The organism is Lentzea sp. CA-135723, assembly GCF_050936595.1.
Lineage (GTDB): Bacteria > Actinomycetota > Actinomycetes > Mycobacteriales > Pseudonocardiaceae > Lentzea.
Window position 1 is genome coordinate 677597 of the sequence record NZ_JBNJMK010000001.1, and the last position, 26982, is coordinate 704578.

25 protein-coding genes and 2 pseudogenes are annotated in these 26982 nt (G+C 71.6%); 14 read left to right on the forward strand and 13 right to left on the reverse strand.

Annotated elements, in window-relative coordinates; genetic code table 11:
• Positions 1-325: 325 nt before the first annotated feature.
• Positions 326-1963: a hydrogenase maturation protein gene (locus tag ACQEU1_RS02890; RefSeq protein WP_433195896.1), complete on the forward strand. Its 1638-nt coding sequence runs from the start codon at positions 326-328 to the stop codon at positions 1961-1963.
• A 49-nt stretch (positions 1964-2012) separates the two neighbouring features.
• Here ACQEU1_RS02890 and car read toward each other — a convergent pair whose 3' ends face one another.
• Positions 2013-5477: a carboxylic acid reductase gene (gene car, locus ACQEU1_RS02895; RefSeq protein ID WP_433195898.1), complete on the reverse strand. Its 3465-nt coding sequence runs from the start codon at positions 5475-5477 to the stop codon at positions 2013-2015.
• A 242-nt stretch (positions 5478-5719) separates the two neighbouring features.
• Here car and ACQEU1_RS02900 point away from each other — a divergent pair, with 242 nt between their 5' ends.
• Positions 5720-6601: an alpha/beta fold hydrolase gene (locus tag ACQEU1_RS02900; protein WP_433195900.1), complete on the forward strand. Its 882-nt coding sequence runs from the start codon at positions 5720-5722 to the stop codon at positions 6599-6601.
• Here ACQEU1_RS02900 and ACQEU1_RS02905 read toward each other — a convergent pair.
• Together ACQEU1_RS02905 and ACQEU1_RS02910 are read right to left on the reverse strand one after the other, a co-directional pair.
• Complete coding sequence (locus tag ACQEU1_RS02905) at positions 6582-7757, reverse strand: serine hydrolase domain-containing protein (RefSeq protein WP_433195902.1); 1176 nt, start codon at positions 7755-7757, stop codon at positions 6582-6584. The genes ACQEU1_RS02900 and ACQEU1_RS02905 overlap by 20 nt on opposite strands.
• Before the next feature lie 119 nt (positions 7758-7876).
• Positions 7877-8662 carry a class I SAM-dependent methyltransferase gene (locus ACQEU1_RS02910; protein WP_433195904.1) on the reverse strand — a complete coding sequence of 262 codons (786 nt, stop codon included), beginning with the start codon at positions 8660-8662 and terminating at the stop codon, positions 7877-7879.
• Positions 8663-8709: 47 nt separating this feature from the next.
• Between ACQEU1_RS02910 and ACQEU1_RS02915 the strand changes: the two genes are divergently transcribed.
• Complete coding sequence (locus ACQEU1_RS02915) at positions 8710-9288, forward strand: helix-turn-helix domain-containing protein (protein WP_433195906.1); 579 nt, start codon at positions 8710-8712, stop codon at positions 9286-9288.
• Between the two features lie 15 nt (positions 9289-9303).
• Here the strand turns inward: ACQEU1_RS02915 and ACQEU1_RS02920 are convergent, their stop codons facing one another.
• A complete protein-coding gene (locus ACQEU1_RS02920; RefSeq protein ID WP_433195908.1) occupies positions 9304-10437 on the reverse strand; it encodes a serine hydrolase domain-containing protein in 1134 nt (377 codons plus the stop codon).
• Positions 10438-10573: 136 nt separating this feature from the next.
• Here ACQEU1_RS02920 and ACQEU1_RS02925 point away from each other — a divergent pair, with 136 nt between their 5' ends.
• Positions 10574-11803 (forward strand): sensor histidine kinase, encoded by a 1230-nt coding sequence (locus ACQEU1_RS02925; RefSeq protein ID WP_433195910.1) that lies wholly within the window; start codon positions 10574-10576, stop codon positions 11801-11803.
• Entirely contained in the window at positions 11800-12483 is a 684-nt protein-coding gene (locus ACQEU1_RS02930; protein ID WP_433195912.1) for a response regulator, read from the forward strand. Before ACQEU1_RS02925 ends, ACQEU1_RS02930 begins: the two co-directional genes overlap by 4 nt.
• 27 nt (positions 12484-12510) lie before the next feature.
• Here the strand turns inward: ACQEU1_RS02930 and ACQEU1_RS02935 are convergent, their stop codons facing one another.
• Positions 12511-12717: a DUF2795 domain-containing protein gene (locus tag ACQEU1_RS02935; RefSeq protein WP_433195914.1), complete on the reverse strand. Its 207-nt coding sequence runs from the start codon at positions 12715-12717 to the stop codon at positions 12511-12513.
• Positions 12718-12857: 140 nt separating this feature from the next.
• Here ACQEU1_RS02935 and ACQEU1_RS02940 point away from each other — a divergent pair, with 140 nt between their 5' ends.
• From ACQEU1_RS02940 to ACQEU1_RS02955, 4 genes and pseudogenes are all read left to right on the forward strand, one after another.
• Positions 12858-13991: an NAD-dependent epimerase/dehydratase family protein gene (locus ACQEU1_RS02940; protein WP_433195916.1), complete on the forward strand. Its 1134-nt coding sequence runs from the start codon at positions 12858-12860 to the stop codon at positions 13989-13991.
• 31 nt (positions 13992-14022) lie between these two features.
• Entirely contained in the window at positions 14023-14397 is a 375-nt protein-coding gene (locus tag ACQEU1_RS02945; RefSeq protein WP_433195918.1) for a hypothetical protein, read from the forward strand.
• Between the two features lie 48 nt (positions 14398-14445).
• Entirely contained in the window at positions 14446-14883 is a 438-nt protein-coding gene (locus tag ACQEU1_RS02950) for an SRPBCC family protein (protein WP_433195920.1), read from the forward strand.
• 90 nt (positions 14884-14973) lie between these two features.
• Positions 14974-15102: pseudogene (locus ACQEU1_RS02955) on the forward strand (DUF1295 domain-containing protein); the annotation flags it as partial.
• A 51-nt stretch (positions 15103-15153) separates the two neighbouring features.
• Here the strand turns inward: ACQEU1_RS02955 and ACQEU1_RS02960 are convergent.
• Both ACQEU1_RS02960 and ACQEU1_RS02965 read right to left on the reverse strand, forming a co-directional pair.
• Positions 15154-16248: a cryptochrome/photolyase family protein gene (locus tag ACQEU1_RS02960; RefSeq protein WP_433195922.1), complete on the reverse strand. Its 1095-nt coding sequence runs from the start codon at positions 16246-16248 to the stop codon at positions 15154-15156.
• A gap of 85 nt (positions 16249-16333) precedes the next feature.
• Positions 16334-16519 (reverse strand): annotated as a pseudogene (locus ACQEU1_RS02965) (deoxyribodipyrimidine photo-lyase); the annotation flags it as partial.
• Positions 16520-16721: 202 nt separating this feature from the next.
• On the opposite strand from ACQEU1_RS02965, the gene ACQEU1_RS02970 reads away from it, so the two are divergent.
• Positions 16722-17114, forward strand: coding sequence for an STAS domain-containing protein (locus ACQEU1_RS02970; RefSeq protein WP_433195924.1), 393 nt, complete (start codon positions 16722-16724; stop codon positions 17112-17114).
• 56 nt (positions 17115-17170) lie between these two features.
• Here ACQEU1_RS02970 and ACQEU1_RS02975 read toward each other — a convergent pair whose 3' ends face one another.
• Positions 17171-17629: an SRPBCC family protein gene (locus ACQEU1_RS02975; protein WP_433195926.1), complete on the reverse strand. Its 459-nt coding sequence runs from the start codon at positions 17627-17629 to the stop codon at positions 17171-17173.
• A gap of 13 nt (positions 17630-17642) precedes the next feature.
• Positions 17643-18833: a zinc-dependent alcohol dehydrogenase gene (locus ACQEU1_RS02980; RefSeq protein WP_433195928.1), complete on the reverse strand. Its 1191-nt coding sequence runs from the start codon at positions 18831-18833 to the stop codon at positions 17643-17645.
• 114 nt (positions 18834-18947) lie between these two features.
• On the opposite strand from ACQEU1_RS02980, the gene ACQEU1_RS02985 reads away from it, so the two are divergent.
• Both ACQEU1_RS02985 and ACQEU1_RS02990 read left to right on the forward strand, forming a co-directional pair.
• Positions 18948-19637, forward strand: a complete 690-nt coding sequence (locus ACQEU1_RS02985) for a HemK2/MTQ2 family protein methyltransferase (RefSeq protein ID WP_433195930.1) — start codon at positions 18948-18950, stop codon at positions 19635-19637.
• Positions 19579-19806: a CDGSH iron-sulfur domain-containing protein gene (locus ACQEU1_RS02990; RefSeq protein ID WP_433195932.1), complete on the forward strand. Its 228-nt coding sequence runs from the start codon at positions 19579-19581 to the stop codon at positions 19804-19806. The genes ACQEU1_RS02985 and ACQEU1_RS02990 overlap by 59 nt, the downstream gene beginning before the upstream one ends.
• Here the strand turns inward: ACQEU1_RS02990 and ACQEU1_RS02995 are convergent.
• The 3 genes from ACQEU1_RS02995 to ACQEU1_RS03005 all read right to left on the reverse strand — a co-directional run bounded on the left by ACQEU1_RS02995 (position 19728) and on the right by ACQEU1_RS03005 (position 23833).
• Positions 19728-20750: an iron-containing redox enzyme family protein gene (locus tag ACQEU1_RS02995; RefSeq protein ID WP_433195934.1), complete on the reverse strand. Its 1023-nt coding sequence runs from the start codon at positions 20748-20750 to the stop codon at positions 19728-19730. The two genes, ACQEU1_RS02990 and ACQEU1_RS02995, sit on opposite strands and share 79 nt — an antisense overlap.
• Entirely contained in the window at positions 20725-21714 is a 990-nt protein-coding gene (locus tag ACQEU1_RS03000; RefSeq protein WP_433195936.1) for a carboxylate-amine ligase, read from the reverse strand. The genes ACQEU1_RS02995 and ACQEU1_RS03000 overlap by 26 nt, the downstream gene beginning before the upstream one ends.
• A gap of 61 nt (positions 21715-21775) precedes the next feature.
• Entirely contained in the window at positions 21776-23833 is a 2058-nt protein-coding gene (locus tag ACQEU1_RS03005; RefSeq protein WP_433195938.1) for an ANTAR domain-containing protein, read from the reverse strand.
• 222 nt (positions 23834-24055) lie between these two features.
• Between ACQEU1_RS03005 and ACQEU1_RS03010 the strand changes: the two genes are divergently transcribed.
• Both ACQEU1_RS03010 and ACQEU1_RS03015 read left to right on the forward strand, forming a co-directional pair.
• Positions 24056-24448: an ATP-binding protein gene (locus tag ACQEU1_RS03010; protein WP_433195940.1), complete on the forward strand. Its 393-nt coding sequence runs from the start codon at positions 24056-24058 to the stop codon at positions 24446-24448.
• 113 nt (positions 24449-24561) lie between these two features.
• Positions 24562-25761: a PP2C family protein-serine/threonine phosphatase gene (locus ACQEU1_RS03015; protein WP_433195942.1), complete on the forward strand. Its 1200-nt coding sequence runs from the start codon at positions 24562-24564 to the stop codon at positions 25759-25761.
• 12 nt (positions 25762-25773) lie between these two features.
• Here the strand turns inward: ACQEU1_RS03015 and ACQEU1_RS03020 are convergent, their stop codons facing one another.
• A complete protein-coding gene (locus ACQEU1_RS03020; RefSeq protein ID WP_433195944.1) occupies positions 25774-26931 on the reverse strand; it encodes a glycosyltransferase in 1158 nt (385 codons plus the stop codon).
• Positions 26932-26982: the final 51 nt, after the last annotated feature.

Sequence of the window (26982 nt, forward strand, 5' to 3'; positions counted from 1 at the left end):
AGTCTACTCAGAGTGGTTCTGAACTGAGTGCGACCAGTCTTTTACACTTCGTGGTTGTCTGCTTTTCGCTGCCAGGGATCCGATTTTCTTATGCGTCCTTTCTGGACCTGTTGTGCGCCTGCTGATCCGCACGTAAGCTCCGCGACGCCGATCGTCCGCAATGGGGGTACGAGTCCTTTTCGAACACTCACTGCGGTGAGCCTGAGAATCCTCGAAGTGGCGCCACGACGTGTTTTGGCGCGAGGCCTCGGCTCGACCGAGCGTCGCGGAGGAACCGTTGCGAATCCTGCTTCTCTGTTCGGCTTTCAACAGTCTGTGCCAGCGGGTGTGGCTCGAGCTCCGGGAGGCCGGGCACGAGGTGAGCGTCGAGTTCGCGATCAGCGAGGAGCTGATGCGCGCCGCGGTCGACCTGGTCGCCCCCGACCTGATCCTCTGCCCGTTCCTGCGTGAACGCGTCCCCGCCGACATCTGGAGCCGGCACCGCACGGTCGTCCTGCATCCCGGCCCGGTGGGTGACCGGGGCCCGTCGTCGCTGGACTGGGCCATCACCGAGGCGGAGCCGATCTGGGGGATGACGGCCCTGCAGGCAGAGGAGGAGATGGACGCCGGGCCGGTCTGGGGCACCCGCGTGTTCGCGATCCCGGAGAGCCCGCCCCGCAAGAGCGCCCTGTACAACGGCCCGGTCGCGGACGCCGCGGTCGACCTGGCACTCGAGGTGGTGCGCAAGGCCGCGGACCCGGCGTTCAGCCCGGTGCCGCTCGACCACCGGACCGACGCGTGGGGCAGGCTGCGGCCCACCATGCGGCAGGCGGACCGCGAGTTCGCCTGGACGGAGTCCACCGAGGAGATCCTGCGCCGCGTGCGGGCCGCGGACGGTTCACCCGGCGTGCGCACCGAGCTCGCGGGCGTCGACGTGGCCGTCTTCGACGCCCGGCCAGGAGACGCGTCGACCGGCGAGCCCGGCACGATCGTGGAGCGAAGACACGACGCCGTGCTCGTCCGCACCGGCGACGGCGCGCTGTGGATCGGCCACGCACGTGTCCGGGGAAGCGTGAAGCTGCCCGCCGCGCCGGCGTTGGCACGACAGGGCGTGCACCTCCCGTCGCCGACAGAGCCGGGCTGGTCCGAGACCTCGCCGGACGAGGACGTCCACTACCGGCGCGTCGGCGACGTGGGCGTCGTGAGCTTCGCCTTCTACAACGGCGCGATGTCGACCACGCAGTGCGAGCGGCTCGCCGCCGCCCTTCGGCACGCGAGCGACCTGGACACCAAGGTCCTGCTGCTGCGCGGCGGAGAGACCTTCTCGAACGGCCTGAACCTCAACGTCATCGAGACCGCGGAGGATCCGGCGGGCGAGGCGTGGCGGAACATCAACGCCATCGACGACGTGTGCAGGAACATCATCACCTGCACCAGCCAGCTGGTGGTGGCATCGGTCGCCGGCAACGCGGGAGCGGGCGGCGTGATGCTGGCGCTCGGCGCCGACCGGGTGGTCGTCCGCGACGGCGTCGTGCTGAACCCGCACTACCGCACCATGGGGCTGTTCGGCTCGGAGTACTGGACGTACGTCCTGCCCCGTCGCGTGGGTGAGCTCCAAGCCTGGTCGATGACCGAGAGCTGCCTGCCGATGAGCGCGCGGACCGCGTTCGAGACGGGTCTCGCCGACGAGGTGCTCGGCGGCGAACCGCCGGCGTTCGAGTCGGCGGTCCTCCGCTACGCCGAGGACCTCGCCGCGGACACCAGGTACGAGGAACTGGTGAACGGCAAGCAAAGGCGGCGCGCGGAAGACGAACGCCACCGGCCGCTGGAGACGTACCGGACGATGGAGCTCGCCGAGATGTGCCGGGACATCTTCGACGACCGCCGGGGGTTCGCCGGCAAGCGCCATGCGTTCGTCACCAAGCAGAAACCGCTCTCGACGCCGGCCCATCTCGCGCCACAACGAGCCGTCCAGGTCGTGTGAACCGGTGACACGGGCCTGGCTCTTCCCGAACCAGGCCCGTGGTTCTCGGCTACAGCAGCTGCAGCTGCCGCAGATCGCTGACGTACTTGAGCACCAGCTCGCGGGTGATGTGCGGGATGTCGCCGGACTCGCCGACCTTCTCCTCCCGCACGGCCTCCCGGAACCGGCGGGGCGCTGACGCCTCGTCGGGCGCGGGCTCGGCCGGTGTGCGGTAGGAGTGCAGGAGCGGCAGCAGCGAGTGCTGGCGGAGCGCGTCCGGCAGATCGCGCAGCGCGAACTCGAAGCGCCGGAGCCACTCGTCGTAGTCGCCGACCCGCGTGACGGGATGGCCGGCCTCGACCAGCCAGTCGACGAAGGTGTCCAGGGAGATGCCGTCGTCGTGCGGGTTGAACACGTGGTACGTGCGGTAGCCCTCGGCGTCACGGGTGCCCAGGACGCTGACGGCCTCGGCGATGAAGTCCACGGGCAGGCCGTCGTAGTGCGCCCTGGGCGGCGTGCCGTCCGCGCTGCGGTAGAAGGTCGCCGGGGCGAGACCGGTGGCCACGAGGCTGAGGATCAGCCTGGTGAACATGTCGGGCACGTTCAGCTGACCGGTGAAGCGGCTGTGCGTGAGGATCATGTCCGACCGGAACACCGTCACCGGCAACCCGCACTGGTCGTGCGCCTCTCGCAGCAGCACCTCGCCGGCCCACTTGCTCAGCGAGTAGCCGTTGGCGTAGTCGTCGTTGCGGTGGCGCACGGCGCCCATCGTGCGGACGTCGGCGGTCTCCGTGAACTCTCCCTCGGGCACCTGGTTGCCCACGCCCACGGTCGAGATGTTGGTGAACGGCTTGATCCGGTCCGTGAGCGCGAGCCGGATCAGCTCCGCGGTGCCGACCACGTTCGGACCGAACAGGTGCTCGTAGGGCAGCACGTGGTTGACGAGGGCACCGGGGTGCACGATGGCGTCGACGTCGGCGGCGAGTCGTTGCCAGGTCTGCGCGTCGAGCCCGAGCAACGGCTCCGCCAGGTCGCCCGCCAGCACCTCGAGGTGCCCTTCGGCCAGTTCGCGGTAGTGCTCGAGCAGCTCGGCGTCGCCGGTGTCGAACGTGGCGTCGAGCCGTTCGCGGGCGGCCTTGTCGTCGGCACCGCGCACGACGCACACGAGCTTCCCGCCGGTGCGGGACAGGCGTTCGAGCCAGTCGAGGCAGAGGAACCGGCCCAGGTACCCCGTCGCCCCGGTGAGCAGCACCACCTGCGGGGGGCCGCTCGGGCGCGGCAGGGCACGGGCCGCGGCGAGCAGGTCCTGGTCGAGGAACCGGTCGAGGGTCAGGTCGGCGGCACGGACCTCGGTCGCCTCCGCGCCGTGGACCGAGGCGAACGTGGGCCTCGCGCCGCCGGACGCGCGGTGCGCGGCCACGTACGCGGCGATCTCCCGCAGGGTGCCCGACGGACCGAGCAGCAGCCCCACCGGGACGTCGATCCGGTAGATCTCGCTGAGCAACGACGCGAACGAGACCGCGGACAGCGAGTCGCCGCCGAGCTCCGCGAAGCGCGCCTCGCCGTCCAGCTCCGCGCGGCTGCGGCCGAGCATGGCCCGCGCCGCCCTCGCCACCGTCTCGGCGACCGGCTGGCCGGGCCCGCCCCGCCGCAACGCGCGCAGCTCGTCCGTCTCGCCGCGGGCCAGGTCGGCGTAGAGGGACTCCAGCCTCGGGCCGTAGCGCTCCCGCAGCCGCGGTAACAGCAGTTTGCGCACGTCGGACAGCAGGCCGTTCTGCGCGCTGAACGGCTCGGTCTCGACGAGGAAGTCGCGTGGGACCTCGTACGGCTCGAGCCCGGCCCTCAGCGCGGTCCGCCGCAGCGCCTCGGCGAGGTTCCGCCGCAACGACTCCGCGTCTGCCGCCTCCCGCACCGCCGCGTCGGACGGCACGATCACCGCCAGCAGGTACGCCCTGGCGCTGCTGCCGTAGACGTAGATCTGCCGGATCAGCGGATCGGCCGTGTACTCCGCCTCGAGCTTGGACAGGGTGACGAACTCGCCCTGCGACAGCTTCTGCACGTTGTTGCGGCGGTCGACGTAGACCAGCTCGTCCGGGCCGGTCAGCGCCATGATGTCGCCGGTGCGGTAGAAGCCCTCCTCGTCGAAGACGGACGCGGTCACCTCCGGCCGCTTGAAGTAGCCGGGGAACATCGACTCGGCCTTGAGCAGCAGCTCGCCGCGCGGGTGGGGCTGGTCCGTGTGGAAGTAGCCGAGCTCGGGCACGTCGACCAGGCGGAAGTCGATGACCGGCGGGCGGAGCAGCTTGCCGTTGCGCAGGACCGTCCCGAACTCCGTGGCGCCGTAGCCCAGGGTCAGCGGGCCGCCGAGGCACTCCTGCGCGAACCGCTTCATCTCCGCGGAGATCGGCGCGCTGCCGACCAGCGCCTCGACGATCCGGCCGCCGAGGACTCGGGTGCGCAGGTCCTCCTTGACCGCGGCGTCCAGCTCGCGTTCGCCGGCGAACTCGTCGGCGCGCAGCTCCAGCAGCCCCTGGTACTCGTGGAAGAGCATGTCGAAGATGCGCGGCACGGCCATCAGCTGTGTCGGCCTGGCCAGGGCGAAGTCCTCGAAGAGCGTGGAGAGGTCGCTGCGGGCTGAGAAGCAGACCGTTCCGCCGTTGCCGAACGTGCCGCTGATCATCGTGCGGCCGAAGGCGTGGCTCATCGGCATGTAGCTGACCGTGACCACCGGGAAGGTGGCCGCGGGTCGTTTGCCGCCGGTCCACAGCTTGCGCACCGACTGCTGGGTGTAGATCGCGCCCTTGGGGCTGCCCGTGCTGCCCGAGGTGTAGATCAGCGACGCCAGGGGGTCCTCACCCGGCTCCGGCACGTGCACCGGCAGAGCGGGCCGCGCCCGTCCCTGCCCGAGCACCTGCGCGAAGGTGGTCACCTCGACGCCCGTCCCGGCCAGTGCCTCCGAGAACCCTTGGAGGGACTCGGTCTCCTCGTCGACGTCGGGATGCAGGTCGAAGACCAGGGCGAACCGCGCCCCCTCGGCCTCCCGCAGCAGCGCGGCCGCCGTGGGAAGGCTTTCGACGCTCGTGGCGAGGATCAGCGGACGGGTCTCCGCCATGATCTCGTGCAGCTGCGCGACCGCCGCGGTCGGCTGCAGCGGCACCGTCACCGCGCCGAGCCTGATCGCCGCCAGGTCCACCGTCAGGTACTCGCCGCTGGTGAACCCGATCGTCGCCACGAAGTCACCGGCGCCGATGCCCCGAGCCGCCCACTCCGCCGCGAGCGCGCCCGCGTCGGCCCACAGCTCACCGTAGCTGCGGGCGGCGAAGCCGGGCAGCAGCCGCCGGGTGCGGCGTCCGGTCGCCGGATCCGCCACCGTCTCGGCCTCGCGCACGGCGACCGCGGGACGGTCCGCGTAGGCGGTCATCAGCCGCTCCACCGTGGTGCCCAGCGAGAGCCCCGGTTCCTGGATCCTCTCCGTGATCGCCGGGTCGGGCATGAGGTCGCGCAGGTGCGGTTCGTTCGCCAACACCACATTCACTGCTGTCACCACGTCCGTTCGGTAGTCACGAAACCTGGGCGTTCTGCTGCACCGCAACGGTGGTGTAGACGATCACCGGACGGCCGCCGGTGTCAAGATCGATGCAGAGCAAGTGGTGGTTTCACGTCGCGTCCCGGAACACCGGGCACTCGAAGGGCGTCCACGTCCGCATGGTCGACCTCGCATCAAAGCGGTGTTGGTCTGCCCCCGCCGGGTATTCGGTGCTGTAGCCGGGAGAAGGGGTGAGCGTGTTCGAGGGCTTCGCCGAGGAGACCGTCGACGTCGGCGCCGTGCGGTTGCGGGTCCGGCACGGCGGGTCGGGCACGCCGGTCGTGCTGGTGCACGGGCATCCCAGGACGCACACCACCTGGCACCGGGTCGCGCCTCTGCTGGCGCGCGACCACGTCGTCGTCTGCCCCGATCTGCGTGGCTACGGGAAGTCCACGTTGCCGCCGGACGAACCCGAGCACGCGCAGTCGTCCAAGCGGGCGATGGCCGGCGACGTCGTGGCACTCCTGCGTCATCTCGGCCACGACCGGTTCTCGGTCGTGGGCCACGACCGCGGTGCCCTCGTCGCGTTCCGCACCGCGATGGACCACCCCGATGTCGTCGAACGGCTGGTGGTGATGGACGGGCTGCCCGTCGTCGAACATCTCGAACGGCTCAACGAGGACTTCGTCCGCACCTGGTGGCACTGGTGGTTCCTCGGCCAGACCGACTTCCCCGCCGAGCGCGTCATCAACGCCGACCCCGAGGCCTGGTACCGCACGCGCACGCCGGGGCCCCGCGAGATCGGCGAGGCCAACCACGCCGACGTGTGGGCCGCCCTGCGCGATCCCGCGGTCGTGCACGGGATGTGCGAGGACTACCGGGCCGGGTTGCGGGTCGATCGCAGGCACGAGGAGGAGGACCGCGCCGCCGGCCGTCAGGTGCAGTGCCCGACGCTGCTGCTCACCGCGACCGAGGACGACATCGACGTGCACGGCGATCCGCTCGCCATCTGGCGGCCTTGGGTGGCGGGGGAGCTGCGCCGAGTGGACATCCGTTCAGGACACCATCAGGCCGAGCAGGCTCCCGACGAGGTGGCGACGGCCATCGGCGAGTTCATGAGAGGGACGACCTGAGCGCCGCGGTGAGCTTGTTCGCCCGTTCGTCCACGGGGTTGGCGAGCTGGTTGTTGAGGTAGCCGAACCCGATCTCGGCGTCGGCGTCGGCGAAACCCAGCCCGCCGTTGGCGCCGTCGTGGCCGAAGGAGCTGTCGGAGAGCAGCGGACGGCCGGGGTGTCCGTTGATCAGGAAGCCGGTGGAGTAGCGGATGCCGGGTGGGGTGAGCACGCCGCTCCAGCCCTTGCCGCTGGAGCGGGGAGTGAGCGCGTCGGTGATGCTCTCTCCGGTGAGCAGTGGAGGGGTTCCGTCTACTGTGGACACCGCGCCGGCGTAGATCCTGGCGAGGGCGGCCGCGGACATGATGCCGTTGGCGGCGGGGATCTCCGCCGCGTGGAAGGCGGGGGAGTTGAAGTCGGTGGGGCCGCCGTCGAGGAACTGGACGGGGAGCGCGCCTCCCAGCGTGGTCGACCTGACGAACGTCGCCATGCTCATCACCGTCTCGATGAAGGCGAGCACCTCCCGGTCGGTGACGTCCGGTGCGGGGTGGATGCGGGCGACTCGGGATTCGACGCCGGCGGGCAGTCCGATCCAGGCGTCGGCCGCGAGCGGTGTGGTGAGGTACTCGGCCAGCAGGTCGTGCGGCCGGCTGCCGGTCGCGCGCCGGAGGATCTCGCCGGTGAGCCAGCCGAAGGTCAGCGCGTGGTAGCCGAAGCCGGTGCCGGGATCCCATTGCGGCCGCTGGGTTTCCAGCGCGGTGACGACGGGTGTCCAGCGGGTGAGGTCGTCGAACGTCAGGTCGGTGTCGAGCGCGACCACACCGGCGCGGTGCGCGAACACGTCCCGGATCGTGGTGCGTTCCTTGCCGTGGACGCCGTACTCGGGCCACGCGGACGTGACGGGAGCGTCGAAGTCGAGCAGGCCGCGCTGGTGGGCGATGTAGCCGCACAGGGCCATGAGTCCCTTGGTGACGGAGAACGCGACGGCGACGGTGTCCGGACGCCAGGGCCTGCCGGTGGTGTCGTCGGCGACGCCGCCGTGCAGGTCGACCACCGGCCGGCCGCGGTGGTAGATCGTCAGGGCGGCGCCGGTCTCGGTGCCCCGGTCGAAGTTGTCCTTGAAGGCGTCGGCGACGGGGCCGAAGCCTTCGTCGGCGAATCCGTGGATCTCGGTCATGTGTGCCTCACGTCGGGGACGGCGTCGCGGTCGGACGCCGGTGCAGCGGAGCGGGACGACGGCGGACGCCGTTGGCCGCCGGGGACGTCGAGGCGGCGACGATCGTGCCCGGTCCCGAGTCAGGGGCGGCGGCCGACCCACGTGGTGCGGACGGTGCGCACGGTGAGGTCGGTGCGTCGCAGGACGTTGCCGGGCCCGTCGCCGTCGAGGACCGCGTCGAGCGCGGCCAGATCGTCCGCGGGCAGCCGGTCTCCGAGGTGCGAGCGCAGCTTCCGCAGGCACACCTGCGCGTAGCGGGCCGTGGCGGGCGGCAGCGGGTCGGCCAGGTCGATGACGAACGGCCGCCTCGCCTCCAGGACGAAGCCCGCCCGGACGAGGTGCGCCGACCAGTCGGCGGGCGGGTCCGGGTTGAGCGCGGCGTGGACGCGGGCCTCCAGCCCCGACCCGACGTCGTCGGGCAGGAACCGCGGGAAGAAGTCCATCTCGGTGACCGCCAGCAGGCCGCCGGACCGCAGGTTGCCGAACGCGCCGGCCAGCACGCGGTCCGGGTCGGCCAGGTGGTGCAGGGACGCGGCCGCCCACACCAGGTCGCTCGCGGGCAACGGCGGCCAGCCCTCGTCCAGGTCGGCCCGCACGCCGCGGACCCGGTCGGCGAGGCCGAGCGCGGACGCCTTCCCTGCCAGCAGGTGGAGCATCTCGGGGGAGAGGTCCACGGCCGTGAGGCCGGCTTCCGGGAAACGCCGGGCGAGGGCGAAGGTGCCGGTCCCGGATCCGCTGCCCAGGTCGACGATGCGGTCGGGCGTCCGGTCGGAGAGCTCGGCCAGCCAGCCGGTCAGCTCCGCCAGGTGGGCCGCGAGGACCTCGGCGTCCAGGTCCAGGAGCTCGGCCATCTCGGTGCTGTTCATGCTTCGACCGTAGCGAGGGTTTGCATGGAGTGCATACACTCTTGCATATGACGCAAGAAGGCGATCTGGACGCCGTTGTGCGCATGCGCATCCGGAGCCTGCGGCAGGCCCGGGGCTGGTCGCTGGACAACCTCGCCGAGCGCGCGCACCTGAGCCCGTCGGGGTTGAGCCGCATCGAGACCGGTCGCCAGCGCCTCAGCCTCGACCAGCTGGCCTCGCTGGCGGACGCCCTGGGGACGTCGATCGACCAGCTGGTGGAGAAGGTCAACGACGAGGACGTCGTGATCAGGCCCGAACGCGACGAGCGCCGCGGGCTGACCACCTGGCTGCTGAGCCGCGGCTCCGCGCCCGCGGGCGTCACCGTCGCCAAGATGCGCATCACCGAGGAGCCGCAGGGGCCGGGCAACGACGAGCTGGGCGTGCACCCCGGCAAGGAGTGGTTCACCGTCCTGTCGGGCACCGTCGCGCTGATCCTTGGCGAGCGCGCCATCCGGGTCGAGACCGGCCAGGCCGCCGAGTTCTCCACCATGACCCCTCACGCCATCAGGGCGCACGGCGGCCCGGCGGAGATCCTCGTCATCCTCGACAACGACGGGCAGCGCACCCACCTGCACCCTTCGACGTGAAGCCGGGCGCGGCGGTCACTGGGCGCACAGCGCGGCGGCGAACGTCGACATGAGCGCGGCCGACGTCTCCGGCTTCACGGGGTAGGCGTTCACCGCGATGACGGCGACGCGGCCGCTCGGGCCGGCACCGGCCATCGACATGTAGCCGAACGTGGACCCTTCGTGCCCCCAGTACTCGCCGCCGCAGGGGAGCGGCACGGTGAACAGGCCGAGGCCGTAGGACGCGTTCGCCACCCCGAGGTTCGGCGCGGGCACGGCGTTCTTCATCTCCGCGAGCTGGGCCGGCGGCAGGATCCGGCCGCCCAGCAGCGCGTCGTAGAACGTCGCGACGTCCCTCGCCGTGGAGATCAGTCCGCCAGCCGCCCACGCGAGGGTGGCGTCGTAGTCGCTGAAGTCGATCACGCCGTTCTTGCCCGGCACGTACCCGGTGGCGTGCGGCCGGGGGAGCACCGTGTCGCCGCGGCCCGGGAGGTAGGTGTTCGCCAGGTTCAGGGGGCGGGCGACGCGCAGGTCGATCTGCTGGGCGAGGGTGGTGCCGGAGACCTTCTCGACCAGCATGCCGAGCACGATGTAGTTGGTGTTGGAGTAGGTCCACCCCGTGCCGGACGGGAAGAGCGCGGGCTGGCTCACCGCCGTCGCGACCAGGTCGGCGGGATCGGCTCCCCGGTTCCGCAGCGTCTCCGGGTCGACGCTCGCCAGCTTGCCCAGGTAGTTCGGCAGGCCGCTGGTGTGCTGGAGCAACTGGCGGACGGTGATCCTCGTGCCGTCGTTGCCGTTGCCCGCCACCAGTCCCGGCAGGTACCTGTCGATCGGCACGTCCAGCTCGACCTTGCCCTCTCCGACCAGCTGCAGGACGACGGTGGCCACGAAGGACTTCGTGATGCTGCCGGCCCTGATCCGGCCGTCGGAGATCATCGGCGTCCTGTCGGCGAGGTTCGCGACGCCGCTGGTCGACGTGCGCACCTGGCCCTGGTCCCGCAGGAGGGCCTCGGCGCCGGGAACGCCGCCGGCCGAGGTGAGTCCGTCCAGTTCGGACTGGACACCACCTGTCTGGGGCTGTGCCGGTGCCGCACCCGAACCGCAGGCCGACACCACCAACACGAGACCGCAGGCGAGTGCGGCGAGCTTGCCGGTCAGACCGATCGTCACGAGACGTCCTTTCCCCTGATGAGCTGGTGGCAGGAACGCTAGGGAGCCGGCCCGCGGTGATCGTCGCCCTGCGCCGTGAGCGCGTCTCCCCCTGCGGGGGGAGTACTGGCGCCAGGTGTGTCGAGAGAATGGCGGGATGTTCAGCAGCGTGGCGGCCTTCGGGAAGAGGGCGGTGTTCCGGCCTGACGGCGATCGGCCGGTGGCGCGGTCCCTGGTCCGGCAGTCGATCGTGGTGGCGGCCGCGTGCGCGGTGACCGACGTGGTGAGCTTCGCGACCAGAGGGCCCGACCCGTGGTCGGCGAACCTCCTGTTCCTGGCCGGGATCGTGGTCGCCGACGCGGCACTGGCGACCGCTCCGCGACTGTCCGGGTGGGTCGCGCTCGTGCACGCGGTCCTCATGCCCGTGCTGGCCGTCGTACTGCCCGGCCGCAGCGCCAGCATCGCCGGGCAGCTGGTCGCCGCCTACCGCGCCGGTGCCTGGTTGCGGGGTTCCTCGGCCACCGGATCGCTGGTGGTCCTGGCGGTCGGTGTGCTGTCGTCGCTGTTGGTCAGCGGGCTGACCGAGCCGGTCACCCTGCTGTCGCTGGTGATCGCCAACGCGCTGCTGCCGTGGCTGGTCGGCCGTTACACCACCGGGCGCAAGGAGTACGTGGACGAGCTGCGGCACCAGCGCGAGGCCGCGGTGAGGGACGCCGAGGCCGAGCTGAAGCAGGCGCTCGCACGGGAGCGCGAGACGATCGCGATCGACCTGCACGACGTCATCGCGCACCACGTGAGCGCGATCGGTGTGCACGCCACGGCCGCGCGGCTGAACCTGGCGGACCACGACCGGGCGGGCGCCGGTGCGGTGCGGACGTCGCTGGCGGCCGTGGAAGGGTCGAGCCGGGCGGCGATGGTCGACCTGCGGATGCTGCTCTCGTTGCTGCACGAGGGCGAGGCGTCACCGGACCAGCCGGGCCTCGCGAAGCTCCCCGAGCTGTTCGACGGGGTGCGGGCCTCCGGGCTCCAGGTGAGCTTCGTCGTCTACGACGACCCCCGTCCGGTTCCCCGCGACGTCGACACCGTGCTGTACCGGGTGGCGCAGGAAATGATGACGAACGCGATGAGGTACGGCGACGGGAAGGTGGCCAGGGTGGAGCTCGAGTACGGCGGCGAGAACATCTCGGTGACCACCCGCAACCGGATCCGGTCCGGCGCGGAACCCGCCCGCAACGCCGTGCCCGCGGGGCATCAGGGGCTGGGCATGGGCCTCGGCGGCATGCGCAAGCGGGCGGAGGCGCTCGGCGGCTCGATGTCGGCCGGTCCCACCGGGGACGGCCAGTTCTGGGAGTGCACCGTGACGATGCCGGCGGGAAGCGGATCATGACCCTGCGCATCCTGATCGCCGACGACCACGCGGTGTTCCGGTCCGGCCTGCGCGCGGTGCTCGACGCGCAGCCGGACATGGAGTGCGTCGCGGACGTGGGGGACGGCTACAGCGCGGTCGAGACGACGCGGTCCCTGCGGCCGGACGTGGCCGTCCTCGACGTGCGGATGCCCAAGCTGGACGGCCTCGCGGCGGCCCGCGAGCTCCGTTCCACGGGTCCCCAGCCCTTGAAGGTGTTGCTGCTGACCACTTTCGACACCGACGAGTACGTCCGCACGGCACTCGCCTCCGGTGTGAGCGCCTTCCTGCTGAAGAGCCTTCCGCCGGAAGAACTGGTCACCGCCATCCGCGTGGCCGCCCGGGGTGACACCTACATCGACCCGGCGATCACCCGCCGGCTCGCGCCGCGCCTGGCCGAAACGCTGGCCGCGACCCCACCGGCACGCACCGCGGCACCCGGCCTGGCCCGGCTCACCGCACGGGAGCACGAGGTGTTCCTGCTGATGGCGGCCGGCTTCACCAACGCCGAGATCTGCGACCAGCTGTACGTCGGCAGCGAGACGATCAAGTCGCACGTGTCGCGAGTACTGTCCAAAATGGACCTCAGAGACCGCGTGCACGCCGTGCGCTTCGCCCACCACTACGGGCTCATCGAGCCCGACAACACCTCGGGGTTGTGAAGCCGGGGCAGCTGGGCGAACTCGCCCTCAGGCGGGCCCGTCGCCCAACTCGGCCAGCACCTCTCCTGGCGAGGCGTAGTCCCGTGCGGGCAGGGCGTGCAGGCGCCGCCGCACCTCGGGCGCGAAGCCGTGCACGTCGGCACAGCTGACGATCCGCACCTTGTCGGCCGGGTAGGTCAGCCTGTCGAGGACTTCGCCGAGTTCCGCACCTGTGTCTTCTGCCAGCGCTTTCATGGCACCCGACTACCCGTTCGGGTGACAGGTGACACCTGCGCCGGTCGCGTTTGGACTGGTGCGTCAGGGGAACACGGGCCGTTCGCATGATCGCCCCGTGCGCGGGTACCCGGTCGCCAGGCTGAGATCGCGGAGGATGCATGGCCGGACGGCGGGACCTGCCCAGCAAACAGGAGCTCTACGGGATCGCGAAGCGGCTGGGGATCGAGGGCCGTTCGCACATGAGCAAGGACGAGCTCGCCGACGCCGTCCAGAGGGCGACCGAACGGAAGGGGCCGAAGGTGAAGGTCGTCGTCACCGGTGCGACCGGGAACGTGGGCACGGCCTTGCTGCGCCGCCTCGCCGAGGTGCCGGAGATCGAGGTGCACGGCATCTCCCGCCGCCCGCCGGAGAACGCGCCGCCCTACCGCGGGGTGCCGTGGACGCCGGTCGAACTGGGCAGGCCAGGGGCCGAGGAGGTGCTGAAGACCACCTTCGCGAACGCGGACGCGGTGGTGCACCTCGCGTGGCTCATCCAGCCCTCCCGGGACGAACGGCTGATGTACCGGACGAACGTGGCGGGATCGGCGCAGGTGTTCGAGGCGGCGGTGGCCGCGGGGGTGCCGCACCTGGTCCACATGTCGTCGGTCGGCGCGTACTCGCCGGGCAGCAAGGAACGCCGGGTCGACGAGTCCTGGCGCGTCGGCGGCGTGCCGACGTCGTTCTACAGCAGGCACAAGGCGGCTGTGGAGAACATGCTCACCAAGTTCGAGTCCGAGCTGCTGGTCTCGCGGGTGCGGCCGGGCCTGATCCTGCAGTCCGACGCCGGTGCCGAGATCCGCGAGTACTTCCTGGGGTCGCTGGTGCCGAGGTTCCTCTTCCGGCACCGCGTTCCGGTGTTGCCGCTGCCCCGCGAGATGGTGATGCAGTTCGTGCACGCCGACGACGTCGCCGACGGGCTGGCGCGCGTGCTGGAACGACGGCCGCGAGGCGCGGTGAACCTCGTGGCCGATCCCGTCGTCACCCCTGACGTGCTGGCGGACGTGCTCGGAGGCAGGCATGTGCCGCTGCCGGCCCGGTTGTTGCGCGCGCTCGCGACGGTGACGTGGCACCTTCGGTTGCAGCCCACCTCGCCGGGATGGGTCGACCTGGCCCTGAAGTGTCCCTTGCTGGACGCGTCACGTGCCCGGTCGGAGCTCGGCTGGGAGCCGCGCCACGACGCACGGGAGGCGCTCCGGGCGTTGGTCCGCGGAATCGCCGAGGGGAAGACGGTTCCGGCCAGCCCGTCGCTGTGATCGTCCGCGCGACGGGGGTACCCGGTCCGGTATGGACGACAAGACGATCGAAGCCCTCGGCAAGCTGCGCAAGGCGCTGGAGACCACCGAACGCGCCCGCGGCCACCTGTACTCGTTCCACCAGCTGACCGGCACCGCGGACTTCGAGCTCGGTGACGCGATCGAGCTGCTGCGCACCGCCGGGCACGCGGAGCACGCCGACCGCGTGCAACGGGAGCTGCTCGGCCGGAACGTCCTCTCCGGACGGTGGACCTTCCAGATCGTGGAGGAGTACGACGATTCCTACTACGACGTGTTCCGCGACGTCGAACGCTCCGTGCGGGACGACCTGGCCGACGGCGAACGGCACGGCCTGGAGAAGCGGTTGAAGCAGGAACGCCAGCGGCTCAGCGACGAGGCGTGTTGATCGCCCGGCACCGGGTACTCGGGCGGTAGTCGTGGAAAGGACTGCTCGATGACCACCGTCTCCCGCACGTTCACCGTCACCGCCGCACCGGCCGTCGTCGTGCCGTACCTGGCCGACTTCGGCAACGCCGTGCAGTGGGACCCCGGCACGGAGACCTGCACGCGCAACGACAGCGGCCCCGTCCAGGTCGGCGCGAACTGGCGCAACACCTCGAAGATCGCGGGCATCACCACCGAGCTGACCTACACGCTCGAACAGCTCTCCGACGACCGCGTCGTCCTGGTGGGGCGCAACGACACCGCGACCTCCACCGAGACCATCGACGTCGTCCCGGACGGCACCGGGTCGAGCGTCACGTACACCAACGACCTGGAGTTCCACGGTGCGGCCAAGCTCGCCGCACCGGCGGCGAAGCTGGTGTTCGAGAAGCTCGGCAACGACACCGAGGAGCAGATGACCGAGGTCCTCAACGGGCTGGCGCGCTGATGCCCGTGGACGTCGCGAACCTCCGCAGGGTCGCGGCGTGGTCGGCGGCCGGCCGTCCCGTCGCGGCTCGTGCCGGTCGGACTCGGCGTGGTGCTCGGCGGCGCGGCGATCGAGGCGCTCGCCGACCACCAGAAGTCCGAGCACTCCCGGCGGAACCCGGACGTCCTCGACACCGGCCTGTGGGCGTGGTCGCGGCATCCCCACTACCTGGGCGACTTGCTGGTCTGGGACGGCGCCTGGCTCGTGGCGCCCGCGCTGTGGACGCGACTATCAGCGACGGGTGCCGTTCTTCTTCCCGATACCTCGGGCGGCGGCGAACCTGTCGGCGGCCTCGCGCAGGTCCACGACGGGCGAGGGGTAGTCGAGCGCCGCGCGTTCGTCGTCCGGCAGCGTCCACGGTTCGTGGACGTGCCGGACGTCCACATCGGACAGCTCGGGCAGGTAGCGCTTGACGTAGGTGCCTTCGGAGTCGTAGCGCTTGGCCTGTGCCAACGGGTTGTGCACTCGGTTCGGGCGGGTGTCCGTGCCGGTGCCGGCGACCCACTGCCAGTTCATCTGGTTGTTCGCGAGGTCGCAGTCCACCAGCAGGTCGACGAAGTGCCGGGCGCCGCGCCGCCAGTCGAGGTACAGGGTCTTGCAGAGGAAGCTCGCCGTGATCAGGCGGGCCCGGTTGTGCATCCAGCCCTCCTGGGCGAGCTGGCGCATCCCCGCGTCCACGATCGGGTAGCCGGTGCGGCCGTCCCGCCACGCCTCGAAGTCGCGGTCGGAACGGCGCCAGCGGTCGTGGCGGGTGCGGTAGTCCTGCGTGGCGGACCTGGGGCGGGCGGCCAGCACCTGGTGGTGGAAGTCGCGCCAGGCGAGCTGGCGGGTGTAGGCCCTGGCGCCCTCGGACGCGGTGCCGACGCGGTCGAGCAGCTCGGTCACCGACACCGTGCCGAAGTGCAGGTGCGGGGACAGCCGGGAGGTGGCGTCGTCGGCGAGGGCGTCGTGCAGGTCCGCGTAGCCGTCGACGCCCGTGCGCGCCCAGTTCGCCATCAGGTTCCGGCCGGCGGTCTCGCCGCCCGCCGCCAGGTCCGGTGAGGTGGCGCCGCGGTGGAGCTCGCCCGGCAGGTCGCCGCTCAGCCGCGGCACCGCGAGCCGCCGGGGCGCCCTCAGGACACCGCGGCGGTGCGCGGTCTCCCACTTGCGGAAGTACGGCGTGAACACGGCGAAGTGGTCGCCACCGCCGGACGGGGTGAGCGAGAGGGGCGGGACGGCGTTGATCGACGCGTCGTGGACGTGCACGGCGACGCCCAGCTCCCGCAGCGCCTCCTCCCGGCGGTGTGCGTGGTTGCTGACGTCGGCGGCCAGGTGGATCTCGTCCACGCCGTGGTCCCGGACGATCCCCGGCGACCTCGTCGACGAGCTTTCCCTTGCGCACGACCAGCTTGCCGCCGCGTTCGCGCAGGGCGGCGTCGAGGTCCTTCAGGCAGTCGAGCAGGAACGCCGCGCGGTTGGCGGTGAAGAACGAGGACGAGGTGATCGCGTCGTCGAGCACGAACAGCGGGACGCACCGGTCCGCGGCGGCCGCGGCGTGCAGCACCGGGTTGTCGTGGACGCGCAGGTCACGGGTGAACAGGGCGATCGATGTCCTCATCGGCGAGCGATACCCGCAGGTGACACCCCGCAATCGTGCTGTCCCCCGATCAGGGGGCGGTTGTGCCGGGATGGCAGAGGGCCTAGCGTGAGGTGCAGGAACCACACCATCGATCTGCTCTTTGTGAGGTCATCGACAGGTTTTCCGGGTTGGGCAGCGGCTCGCGTCGGCGCTTCGCGCGGTTTGCCGGGAGGAGCGCGCCATGTACGAGCAGCCCAGCGGATGCACCGCGGTGCTGACGGCTCGAACGGAGCACCAGGACGGGATCGCGGTCGTGGTCGTGACCGGTGAGATCGACCGGATGACCGACGAGTCACCCCTGCGCGAGGCGCTGGACGCCGTGCGGCGCGGTCCCTCGGGAGTCGTCATCGACCTGGAGGCGGTCAGCTTCTTCGGGTCCACCGGGATCAACCTGCTGATCACCGTCGAGCGCCTGGCCACGTCGATGAACGTCCCGTTCGCGGTCGTCGCGGGCGGGCAGAGGGTGCTCAAGCCGCTGGAGATGACGGGCGTGGACGCGCTGCTGTCGTTGCACCCGAGCAGGGTCGACGCCTTCCTCGCTCTCCGGTCCGTGCCGCGGCCCAGGCGGGGCTGACAGGACCACGAAGAGGGCGGCACCGCGCACGATGCCGCCCTCCGTCCTCGGTCCGCTCAGGGCCTGTCGACGTCTCCGCGCCAGGCACCGGTCTCGGCTCCACCGCGGTTCTCGATGAACTCCTTGAACCGCTTCATGTCGCCCTTCACCCGGCGGTCGAGGATGCCGAGCTTGTCGGCGACGTTCTCGACGAACCCCTCGGGGTCGATGTCCATCCGCGCGGTGACCCTGGTCTGGTTCGCGTCGAGGCGCTGGAACGTCACCACGCCGGCGTGGTCGGGCCCGGAGTCCGAACGCCAGGCGATGCGCTGGTCGGGCGTCTGGTCGACGATGGTGGCGTCGAACTCGCGCTTCACCCCGCCCACGTCGAGCCGCCAGTGCGTGCGGGTGGCGTCGATCTGCTTGATCTCGTCGACACCCTCCATGAACCGCGGGAAGCTCTCGAACTGGGTCCACTGGTTGTAGGCGGTCGTCACGTCCACATCGACGTCGACGGTCTCGGTGATCGTGCTCAAGGGTTGTCACTCCTCAACTTGTCGGTTGGAGCAGGACTTTCTGAGCCCCGTGGAGCTTCTTCTGGAACATCTCGTAGGCGCGCGGCGCGTCCTGCAGCGGCAGCCGGTGGGTGGCGAAGTCGTCCACGCCGAGGGGATCGTCGTCGCCGGAGAGCAGGGGCAGGATGTCGTCGATCCAGCGGCGGACGTTGGCCTGTCCCATGTGGAGCCTGATCTGCTTGTCGAACAGCTCCATCATGGGCATCGGGTCGATCATGCCGCCGTACACGCCCGACAACGAGATCGTGCCGCCCCGCCGGACGGCGTCGATGGCCGCGTAGAGCACGGTCAGCCGGTCGATGCCCGCCTTCTCGGTGAGCAACGCCCCCGCGGCCTGCGGCAGCATGGCCACCAGGTTGTGGGCAAGCTTGACCGCGGGCGCGCCGTGCGCCTCCATGCCCACCGCGTCGATGACGGAGTCCGCGCCCCGGCCGGAGGTGAGCGCCCGCACCGCGTCGCCGATGTGGTCGTGGTCGCGGGTGTCGAGCACGGTCGCGCCGTGCGCCTCGGCCCGCGCCAGGCGTTCTTGCACGAGGTCGACGCCGATGACCAGTTCGGCGCCCTGGTGGCGCGCGACGCGGGCGCACATCTGGCCGATCGGCCCGAGGCCGAAGACGACGACGGAACCGCCCCGCGGGACCTCGGCGTACTGCACGGCCTGCCACGCGGTGGGCAGCACGTCGGACAGGTAGACGAACCGGTCGTCGGGTGGCCCGTCCGGCACCTTGATCGGCCCGTACTGGGCCTGCGGCACCCGCAGGAACTCGGCCTGCCCGCCGGGCACCCGGCCGTAGAGCTTGGTGTAACCGAACAGCGCGGCACCCTTGCCCTGGTCGGTGACCTGGGTCGTCTCGCACTGGGACTGGAGGCCGCGGTCGCACATGAAGCAGTGCCCGCAGGAGATGTTGAACGGCACGACCACGCGGTCGCCGGGCTTGAGCGAGGTGACCTCGGCCCCGACCTCCTCGACGACGCCCATCGGCTCGTGCCCGAGGACGTCGCCCTCGGTCATGAACGGGCCGAGCACCTCGTACAGGTGCAGGTCCGAGCCGCACACACCGGTCGACGTGACCCGGACGACGGCGTCGGTGGGGGACTCGATGCGCGGGTCGGGCACGGTGTCGACCCGGACGTCGCGCTTGCCGTGCCAGGTGACGGCCTTCATCAACCCTCCTCTTGGCAGAGAACGGGGTTGTCGGCCGGTTGCCCGCGAAATCGCCGGGCAAACACCTTCGCACGACGTTGTTTCGAGGTCGCGGAACAGGCCGACTCGTCGTTCGTGATGTTGCTCAGAGCGCGAGGTGTCTACGCGCCACAGGAAGACACGGCTTTTCTCCTGGAGGCGCTGCGCCAGGCGGCGGTTCCCGCGGGCGCCCGCGTCCTGGACATCGGTACCGGCACGGGCGCTCTCGCTTTGGCGGCGATGCGTTCCGGAGCCTCCGAGGTGACCGCCGTGGACGTCTCACGGCGTGCGGTGTGGACGGCACGGGTCAACGCGGCGATCCACCGGCTGCCGGTCAGGGTCCGCCTCGGCGACGTGCTCGACGTCGTGGGGGACGAGAGCTTCGACCTCGTCCTCGCCAACCCGCCCTACGTGCCCGCCGACCGCGTCGCGCGCGGCCCTGCGCGGGCCTGGGACGCGGGACTCGACGGCCGGGGACTGCTCGACCCGTTGTGCGCCAGGGCGTTCGACCTGCTCACTCCGGGCGGCGTGTTGCTGATGGTCCACTCCGCACTGTCCGGAGTGGACGAGACGGTGCGGCGGCTGCGGGACGGCGGCCTGAAGGCGGCGGTGGTGCAGCGCCGCTCGGTGCCGTTCGGGCCGGTGTTGCGGGGAAGGACGGCGTTCCTGGAGGAGCAGGGCCTGATCGCGCCCGGTCAGCGAGAAGAGGAACTGGTGGTGATCCGAGGTGACCGAGCAGAACCCGCGCCGGGTGACGATCGTGCCGAACGGCCCGGTGCTCGTTGAGGGTCCGGTCGAACTCGTCACCGACGACGGCGTGACGCACACCAGCGACCGGTTCGTGGTCGCGGTGTGCGCCTGCCGCCGCAGCAAGCGCTACCCGTTCTGCGACACCAGCCACCGCAGGCGCGTCCGCAGCGACGATTCACCCGCGTCCCACGAAGACAGCAGGTGATCGGCCAGCCGTGCCTCCAGGAGCTCGGTGGCCTGGATGCCGAACACCACGTCGGCGCGCAGTGAGGGTTCCTGCTCCAGCAACGAACCGATGACGTCGTTGCGCATGATCTGCTCGTGCACGGCGTCGGCCTCGATGTGCTCGGTGAAGAACTCGGCGCACCGCGGGTCGGCGCCCAGCCGGGTCAACGCCTGCGCCATGCGGTGGGCGCTCGGCGCCGTCGTGATCTCGGCGGCGGCGAAGTGCCCGACCAGCGCCCCGCGCAACGACCGGTGCAGGCCGAACAGCGACATCATGTTGACGATCGCGATGGCCGGCGCGGGCACGTCGTCCAGGTAGTGCAGGTAGTCCGCCGACATGCCCGCTCCTTCGAGCAGGTCGGCGTAGAGCCGCGAGTGCATCCGGTCGGCCCGCCCGCCGCCGAACTCGTCGAACTCCACCGCCACCAGCGCCGCCTTGGCCCTGCCGCGCAACCGGGGGATGACCCACGCGTGCGGGTCGGCCTCCTTGTGGTGGTAGACCGAGCGGTGGGCGAAGTACTCGCACATCTGGTCCCAGGTCCCGTGGTCGCGCAGGTGGTGCGACACCCCGTTGCCGGGCACGTGCTCGACCAGCAACGCCTCCAGGGCGGCGTCGAGGTCGTCACCACCCTCCACATCGGACCGGAGCCGCGCCAGGAAGACGCCCTCGGCGTGCGACCGCAGCCGCAGCAGTTCCGGGTCCCACTCCCAGGCCGGGTCCACCCCGGTGAACCCGCCGTAGTGCAGTTCGTACAACGTGTACAGCGCGATGGCGAGGTCTTCGCCGTGCGGGTCGGCAGGCACGAACTCGATGACGCGGCCGTCCGGCGTGCCGCTCAGCGCGGCGACGACCCGTTCGGACAGAGGACCGCGAGGTGAGGGAAGCTCCACCCCGGAGTCATACCCGGCGATCCAGGAGCCCAAGCACCAGAGCGAGTTCGCCGCGTTCCTCCAACGCCGGCGTCACGCGTGCGACCAGCTCGTCCAGCACCGCGGTGGCGGGCACCCTGCACTCGAGCCAGGGGTGCACCGCGGCACCGTCGAGGCCGTACCTCGACGCCGTCCACACCGCGGCCGCGAGCACGTCGTCGCGCACCGCCGGTGGTTCCGCGCCGTTGCCGATGTCCTGGCACGCGATGTGCACGAGCGCACGGCACAGGGCTGCCTGCAGCACCGCGTCGTCCACCTCGGCCGCCGCGTCCGCCACCCGGAACTCCACGGTCGGGACCTTCGTGCCGAGCCGGACGAGCCAGAACGACTGCGTGGCGTCCGCGAGCGTCCCGCACGCCACCATCCTGGCGATGTGAGCGTCGTAGTCCGCGGCGCCGGCGAACCGCGGCGGCACACCGGAGCCGGGAAAACGGGACTGCTGCACCGTTCTCCAGCTCGCGTAGCCGCGGTCGGGAGAGTTGGCGGACAGCGCGAGCAACGTCGGCAGCCACGGCCGTACGTGCCCCAGCACCGCCACCGCCGTCTCCCGGTCCGGTACCCCGACGTGCACGTGACAGCCGCACGCCTCGTAGTGCTCGATGACGCCCGCGTACGCGTCGAGGATCCGGTGGAACCGCGCGCCGGGCGCGACCACCGGGTGGGTGGAGACTTTTCGCGGTGTGCCACGGGAAAGCAGCTCGAGGCCTTCCTCCCGCGCGGCGTCGGCCAGCAGCGCGCGAGAGCGTGCGAGTTCCTCTCCGAGTTTCGCCACGCCGGTGCACGGCCCGGTGGCCGCCTCCACCTGCGTCGCGGCGAACTCGGCGTGGAACCGGGTCAAGTCGGTGTCCCGCACGCGCGCCAGCACCGCGTCCGCCCGCTTCACCGTCCGCCCGGAGCCCGCGTCGACGAGCAGGAACTCCTCTTCCACGCCGACGGTGTCGGCACAGCGTTCCGGCACCCGGTCATCTCCGCTCTTCGTGGGACGTCGTGCAGGCCGGGTACCCCGCCCGGCGGACCGGCTACCCGTCGAGCTCCCGCGGGCGTGCCGCGACCGTGCGGGCGATCTCGACGAGCTTGGTGTTGAGGTGCTGGGACGTCTTGCGCAGCAGGTGGAACGCCTCGTCGGCGCTGATGCCCTCGCGCTGCATGAGGATGCCCTTCGCCTGGCCGATGACGTCGCGGCTCTCGATCGCGCGCCGCAGCTCCGCCTGGCGCAGCGCGGACTGCTCGGTGAGCCGCGCGTGGGCGAGCGCCAGCGAGCCGAGCGTGGCGAGCAGCACCGCCATCCTGGCGTCGGCGCTGGTCAGGCCGTCCGGGCGGGCCGAGCAGACGGTGAGCGCGCCGGTGCGGTCGTGCAGCGCGGTGGTGAGCAGGGCGTGGTGGCCCCTGGCGACGGCGGCCGCCGCGAACTCGGGCCACCGCGGGTCGGCGGCGAGGTCGTCGCAGTGGACCTGCGCGAGTGCGCCGGGTGCGGTGACGTCGAGGCAGGGGCCCCGCCGGGCGGCCTCCTGGACCTGGTCGAGCTGCTCGGCCCCGGCTCCGGTGGACGCCGGGGTGGTGAGCGCGTCACCGGACCGCAGGGTCACGCCGACCAGGTCCGCGCCGGGGATCACCGCGCGGGCCGTGCGGACGAGGAACGCCAGCGCGTCCTCGGTGGTCGCGGCGTCGAGCAGCGAACCGGTGAGCGACTCGAACTGGTCGAGGACCGCGTCGGTGAGCCGGTCGTGGTCCGCCCTGGGCCGCACCGTCCGGCGCGCGGGTTCGTCGTCGTGCAGGGTCTGCTGGGGAGTGACGCCGTAGGTGGCGCGGTAGTGCGCGGCGAACGCGGCCGGCCGGTGGTAGCCCCACCGCGTCGCGATCCGGCCGAGGGCGGTGTCCTCGGTGCCCGAGGCGCGCAGGTCGGCACGGGCGCCGTCGAGCCGCACCCGCCGCAGGTGCGCCATCGGAGTGGTGCCGAGGTGGCGCTGGAACGCCTGCTCGACCGACCTCGGGGAGACCCGTGCCGCGGCGGCGACGTCGGCGAGCCCGATCGGGCGGTCGGCGTTCGCCTCGATGAACGCGATCGCGCGCCGGACCACGCCCGCGTGCGCGTCGTTGCCCGCCAGGTCGGGTTCGTGGCCGGACGCGGAGGTGGGGAAGGCGTTCAGCACGGCGGAGGCGAGGTACTGGGTCGCGGTCGCCACCACGAGCTCGTTGTCGCCGATCCCCGGAACGGCGAGCACGTCGTCCCGCAGGTGCGCGATGGCCCGGCGCACGTGCCGCGCGCTGGACGCGTCGACCGGACGGTGGTCCAGCAACCTGACGGGCTCGCCGGCGATCTGCTCCAGCAGCGCGGGGTCGAACATCGTGATGCCGTAGCGGGCGCGGACGATCCGGCCGACGTAGGCGCGGTCGGGCGGCGAGAACGAGAACAGCTCGCCCGCTCCGAACGCCTGCGCCTCCCGCCAGCCGTCGACCCGATGTCCGTCGATCGTGCCCTCTTCGATGTCGCACAGGCAGATCTGCCCGAGCGGCTGCACGTCGTAGCTCATCTCGAAGGTCAGGTCGAGGCGGTCGACGCTCACCCCGCTCGTGGCGACCCTCGTGATGTGCGCGCCGGACGTCCCGGTGTCGCTGCCGATCCGCATCGGGGCGTAGGACGAGCTGAGGAACTCCTCGGTCACCTCCAGGTCGGTGCTGTCGAACGCCAGCGTGTTCACCGCGGCGCCGAAACCGCCGGTCTCCGGTGACCTCCTGCTCGCCGCGTCCGCCAGCGCCTTGCCGAACGTCTTGTGCCGGGAGAGGACGTGGCGCGGGTCGAAGTGGTCCAGCACCGCGTCCGCCGCGTGGCCCGACGAGGCCATGACCAGCGAGCACCCGCCGCCGCGCCGCAGGACCGATCCGCCGAAGTCGACGACGGCCCGTGCCACCGCCACCGACAGCAGCGTGACCTGCCGCAGGTCGACGACGACGTGCGCGTCGGCCGGGGCCGCGGCGTTCAGAGCCTCGGTGAGGGAGACCGAGTCGGGCTGCACGTTGGAGAGCGCGAGCACCAGCACGGACCCGATCCGTCGTGCGCTGATCTCCACGTGCTGCATCGGCCCGTTCCCTTGCGTGCTGGGGTTCTCTTCACGGCCGCTGCTTGCTCAACGAGAAGATCAGCATTCCGGAACCGGCAGTCGTTGTCGACTCGTGGACCTTTCCGCCGGAGGTCGGCACGTCGGCGAGGCCTCGCCGACGTCTCGTCGCGCCCGGGGTTTGAACCGCCTGACACCGGGTAACCCCGCTCGTTTGCGTCCTCGGCAGGGAAGAGCCGCGCCATGACTCACCAGGTTCCGTTCGTGGTCCTGGACCTGCGGTTCGACCGCGACGTCCTGCTGACCGACCTGCGGCACGACGTCGGCAAGGCGTTGACCGGGCTCGGCGAGGACCACCTCTACGACGTGCTGCTGGTCGTGACAGAGCTGGTGAGCAACGTGCTCGACCACACGCCGGGGCAGGGCCGGCTGCGGGTGCTGCGCCGCGAGTCGCCGTGCGAGGTCACGGTCGAGGTCGACGACACCTCGTCCGAGCACCCGGTCTACGGGCACTCCCGGCTGGGCGAGCACCGGGGCAGGGGCGTGGTGATGGTCGAGGGCACCTCCAGCGCCTGGGGCATCACCCTGCTGCCCGACGACGGCAAAACCGTGTTCGCCGTGGTGCCCTGTCCGTGACCGGCCAGGTGGTATACCCCGGCGAGCCGAGTTCCACACCGTTCGGGCGGAAGCCGGTTGGGAGGCCGCGAGGCGTGGAATCGAGCTCATCCGACGAGCGGGACGGAGGCGGGATGACCGGGGCGGGTGCGATCCGGTGGCGGGTGCTGGACGCCGTCACGGACAGGTCGCTCAGGGACCTGGGCGTCGACGAGCTCCTGCGGGTGCTCCTCGACCGCTTCCGCGTGCTGCTCGCCGTCGACACCGTCACCGTCCTGCTGCTGGACCCGGACGGCGTCCAGCTCGTCGCGCGGGCGACCTCCGGTCTCGAGGAAGAGGTCTTCCAGGGCGTGCGCGTCCCGGTCGGCAAGGGGTTCGCGGGCAGGGTCGCGCAGACGCTGCGGCCGTTGCAGATCGAGCGCGTCGACGAGTCCACAGTGGTCAACCCGCTGCTGTGGGAGCACGGACTCCGGGTGCTGCTCGGCGTGCCGATGGTCGCGGAGGGGGAGCTGGTCGGCGTCATCCACGTCGGCAGCACGACGTCGCGGCGGTTCACCGACGAGGAGGTCGACGCGCTGCGGCTGGTCGCGGACCGCCTCGCGATGGCGGTGTACGTCAACCGGATGCGGGTCGAACGCACCGCCGCGACCCTGCTGCAGGAGAGCCTGCTCCCGTCCCGCCTGCCGAGCACCGAGGGCTGGGAGCTCGCGGCCCGGTACGTCCCCGGCGCGGGCAACGGCGTCGGTGGCGACTGGTACGACGTGTTCGAACTGCCCGGCGGGCGCACGGGTGTCGTGATCGGTGACGTCGTCGGCAACGGGCTGCGGGCCGCGATCGTCATGGGCCGGTTGCGCAGCGCGTTGCGGGCCTACGCGCTGGACTACGCCGATCCCGCCGTGGTGCTGTCCAAACTGGACCGCAAGGCGAGCCACTTCGAGCACGACACGATGGCCACCGTCGCCTACGCCGTCATCGACAGGGCGGCGCACTGCATGCGCCTGTCCGTCGCCGGGCACCTGCGGCCCGTGGTCGCGGTGGCGGGTCAGGACGCCGCGTTCGCGCGCGTGCCCGTCGACCCGCCCGTCGGGTTCGAGCTCGCCACCTCCGGGCGCCGCGCCGCCGACGTCGACCTGCCGCCGGGATCGGTGGTCGTGCTCTACACCGACGGCCTGGTGGAACGGCGCGGCGAGGACCTCGACGCGGGCTTGGAACGGTTGCGGCACACCGTCACGGCGACGGAGCCGGAAGCGGTGTGCGCGCGGGTGATGGCGACGATGGTCGGCGACCAGCAGGCCGCCGACGACATCGCACTCGTGGCGATCCGCCACAGCTGATCTGGTCCGGCGCTACGACACGACCTGGGGCACCGCCGCGACCGGCGCGTCCACGACGCGCGCGTAGACCGACGTGAGCTCCCGCGCGAGACGATCCCGCGAGTACCTGGCCGAAGCCCGGTCCCTGGCGGCGATGCCGAGCTGTTCGCGCGACGAGACCTCGTCGAGCAGCCGCGTCAGCGTCCTGACCAGCGCGCGCGGACTGCCCGCGGGCACGTGGAGCCCGCTGACGTCGCGCACGACCGCGTCGGCCAGCACGCCGACCTCGGTGGCGACCACCGGGGTGCCGCACGCCATCGCCTCCAGCGCGATCCTGCCGAACGGCGCCGTCTCGGGCAGGCAGACGACGACGTCGGCGGACCGCAGCAGCGCGGGCCGTGCCGCGCGCGGAACCTGCCCGGCGAGGACGACGCGCTGCGCGACACCCGCGTGCCGGGCGAACGACCTCAGCTCGTGCGCTTCCGCACCGGCGCCGACGATCACCACCTCGGTGTCGTCGAGCAGTGGCAGCACGGAGACCAGTTCGGCGACGCCACGGCTGGACTCGGCGTTCGCGACGGTGACGATCCGGCGGGCCTGCCGCCGGCGCGCGACGGCACCGTCCGGGTGGAACAGGTCGAGGTCGACGCTGCCGGGGACGATGCTGATCCGCGCCCGGTGCACCCCGGTCCTCGTCAGCTCGGGGACCTCCGCCGCGCTCGTGGTGACGAACCGCGTCACCTGCCGGGCGAGCAGCCTCCCGTCGCTCCTCAGCCGGAGCGGCTCTGCCGACTCGCCGCCGTGCCCGGAGTGCACGACCGGTGTCCGCGTGCGGTCCGCGGCCGTGACGGCGGCCAGCCCGGCCAGCCGGCCGTGGGAGTGCACGACGTCCGGCAGCCCGGTTCGCCACTGTTCTGCCAGGAACTCGGCGATCTCGCCGAGGTGCGGTCCGGTGCCGTCGTCGAGCGGCTCCGGCGGGTCGGCCGGCACGAACACGACCTCGTAGCCGTCGCGGGCGGTGACGCGTCCGGGAGCGGTGGGATCCGTGCGATATCGGAACACCGTCGGTTCGTGGCCCTGGCGGCTCAGCGCGACGGCGAGTTCCGCGACGTGGGCCCGTTGTTCGGGCGAGCGGGTGGGCAGGTCCACCAGCGCGATCTTCAGCACGCGGGCAGGGGACAGTTCAGGCATACCGGCGACTCCCTCGTCGAGGTCGTTCACCGGGCTTCCATCTCAACCCGA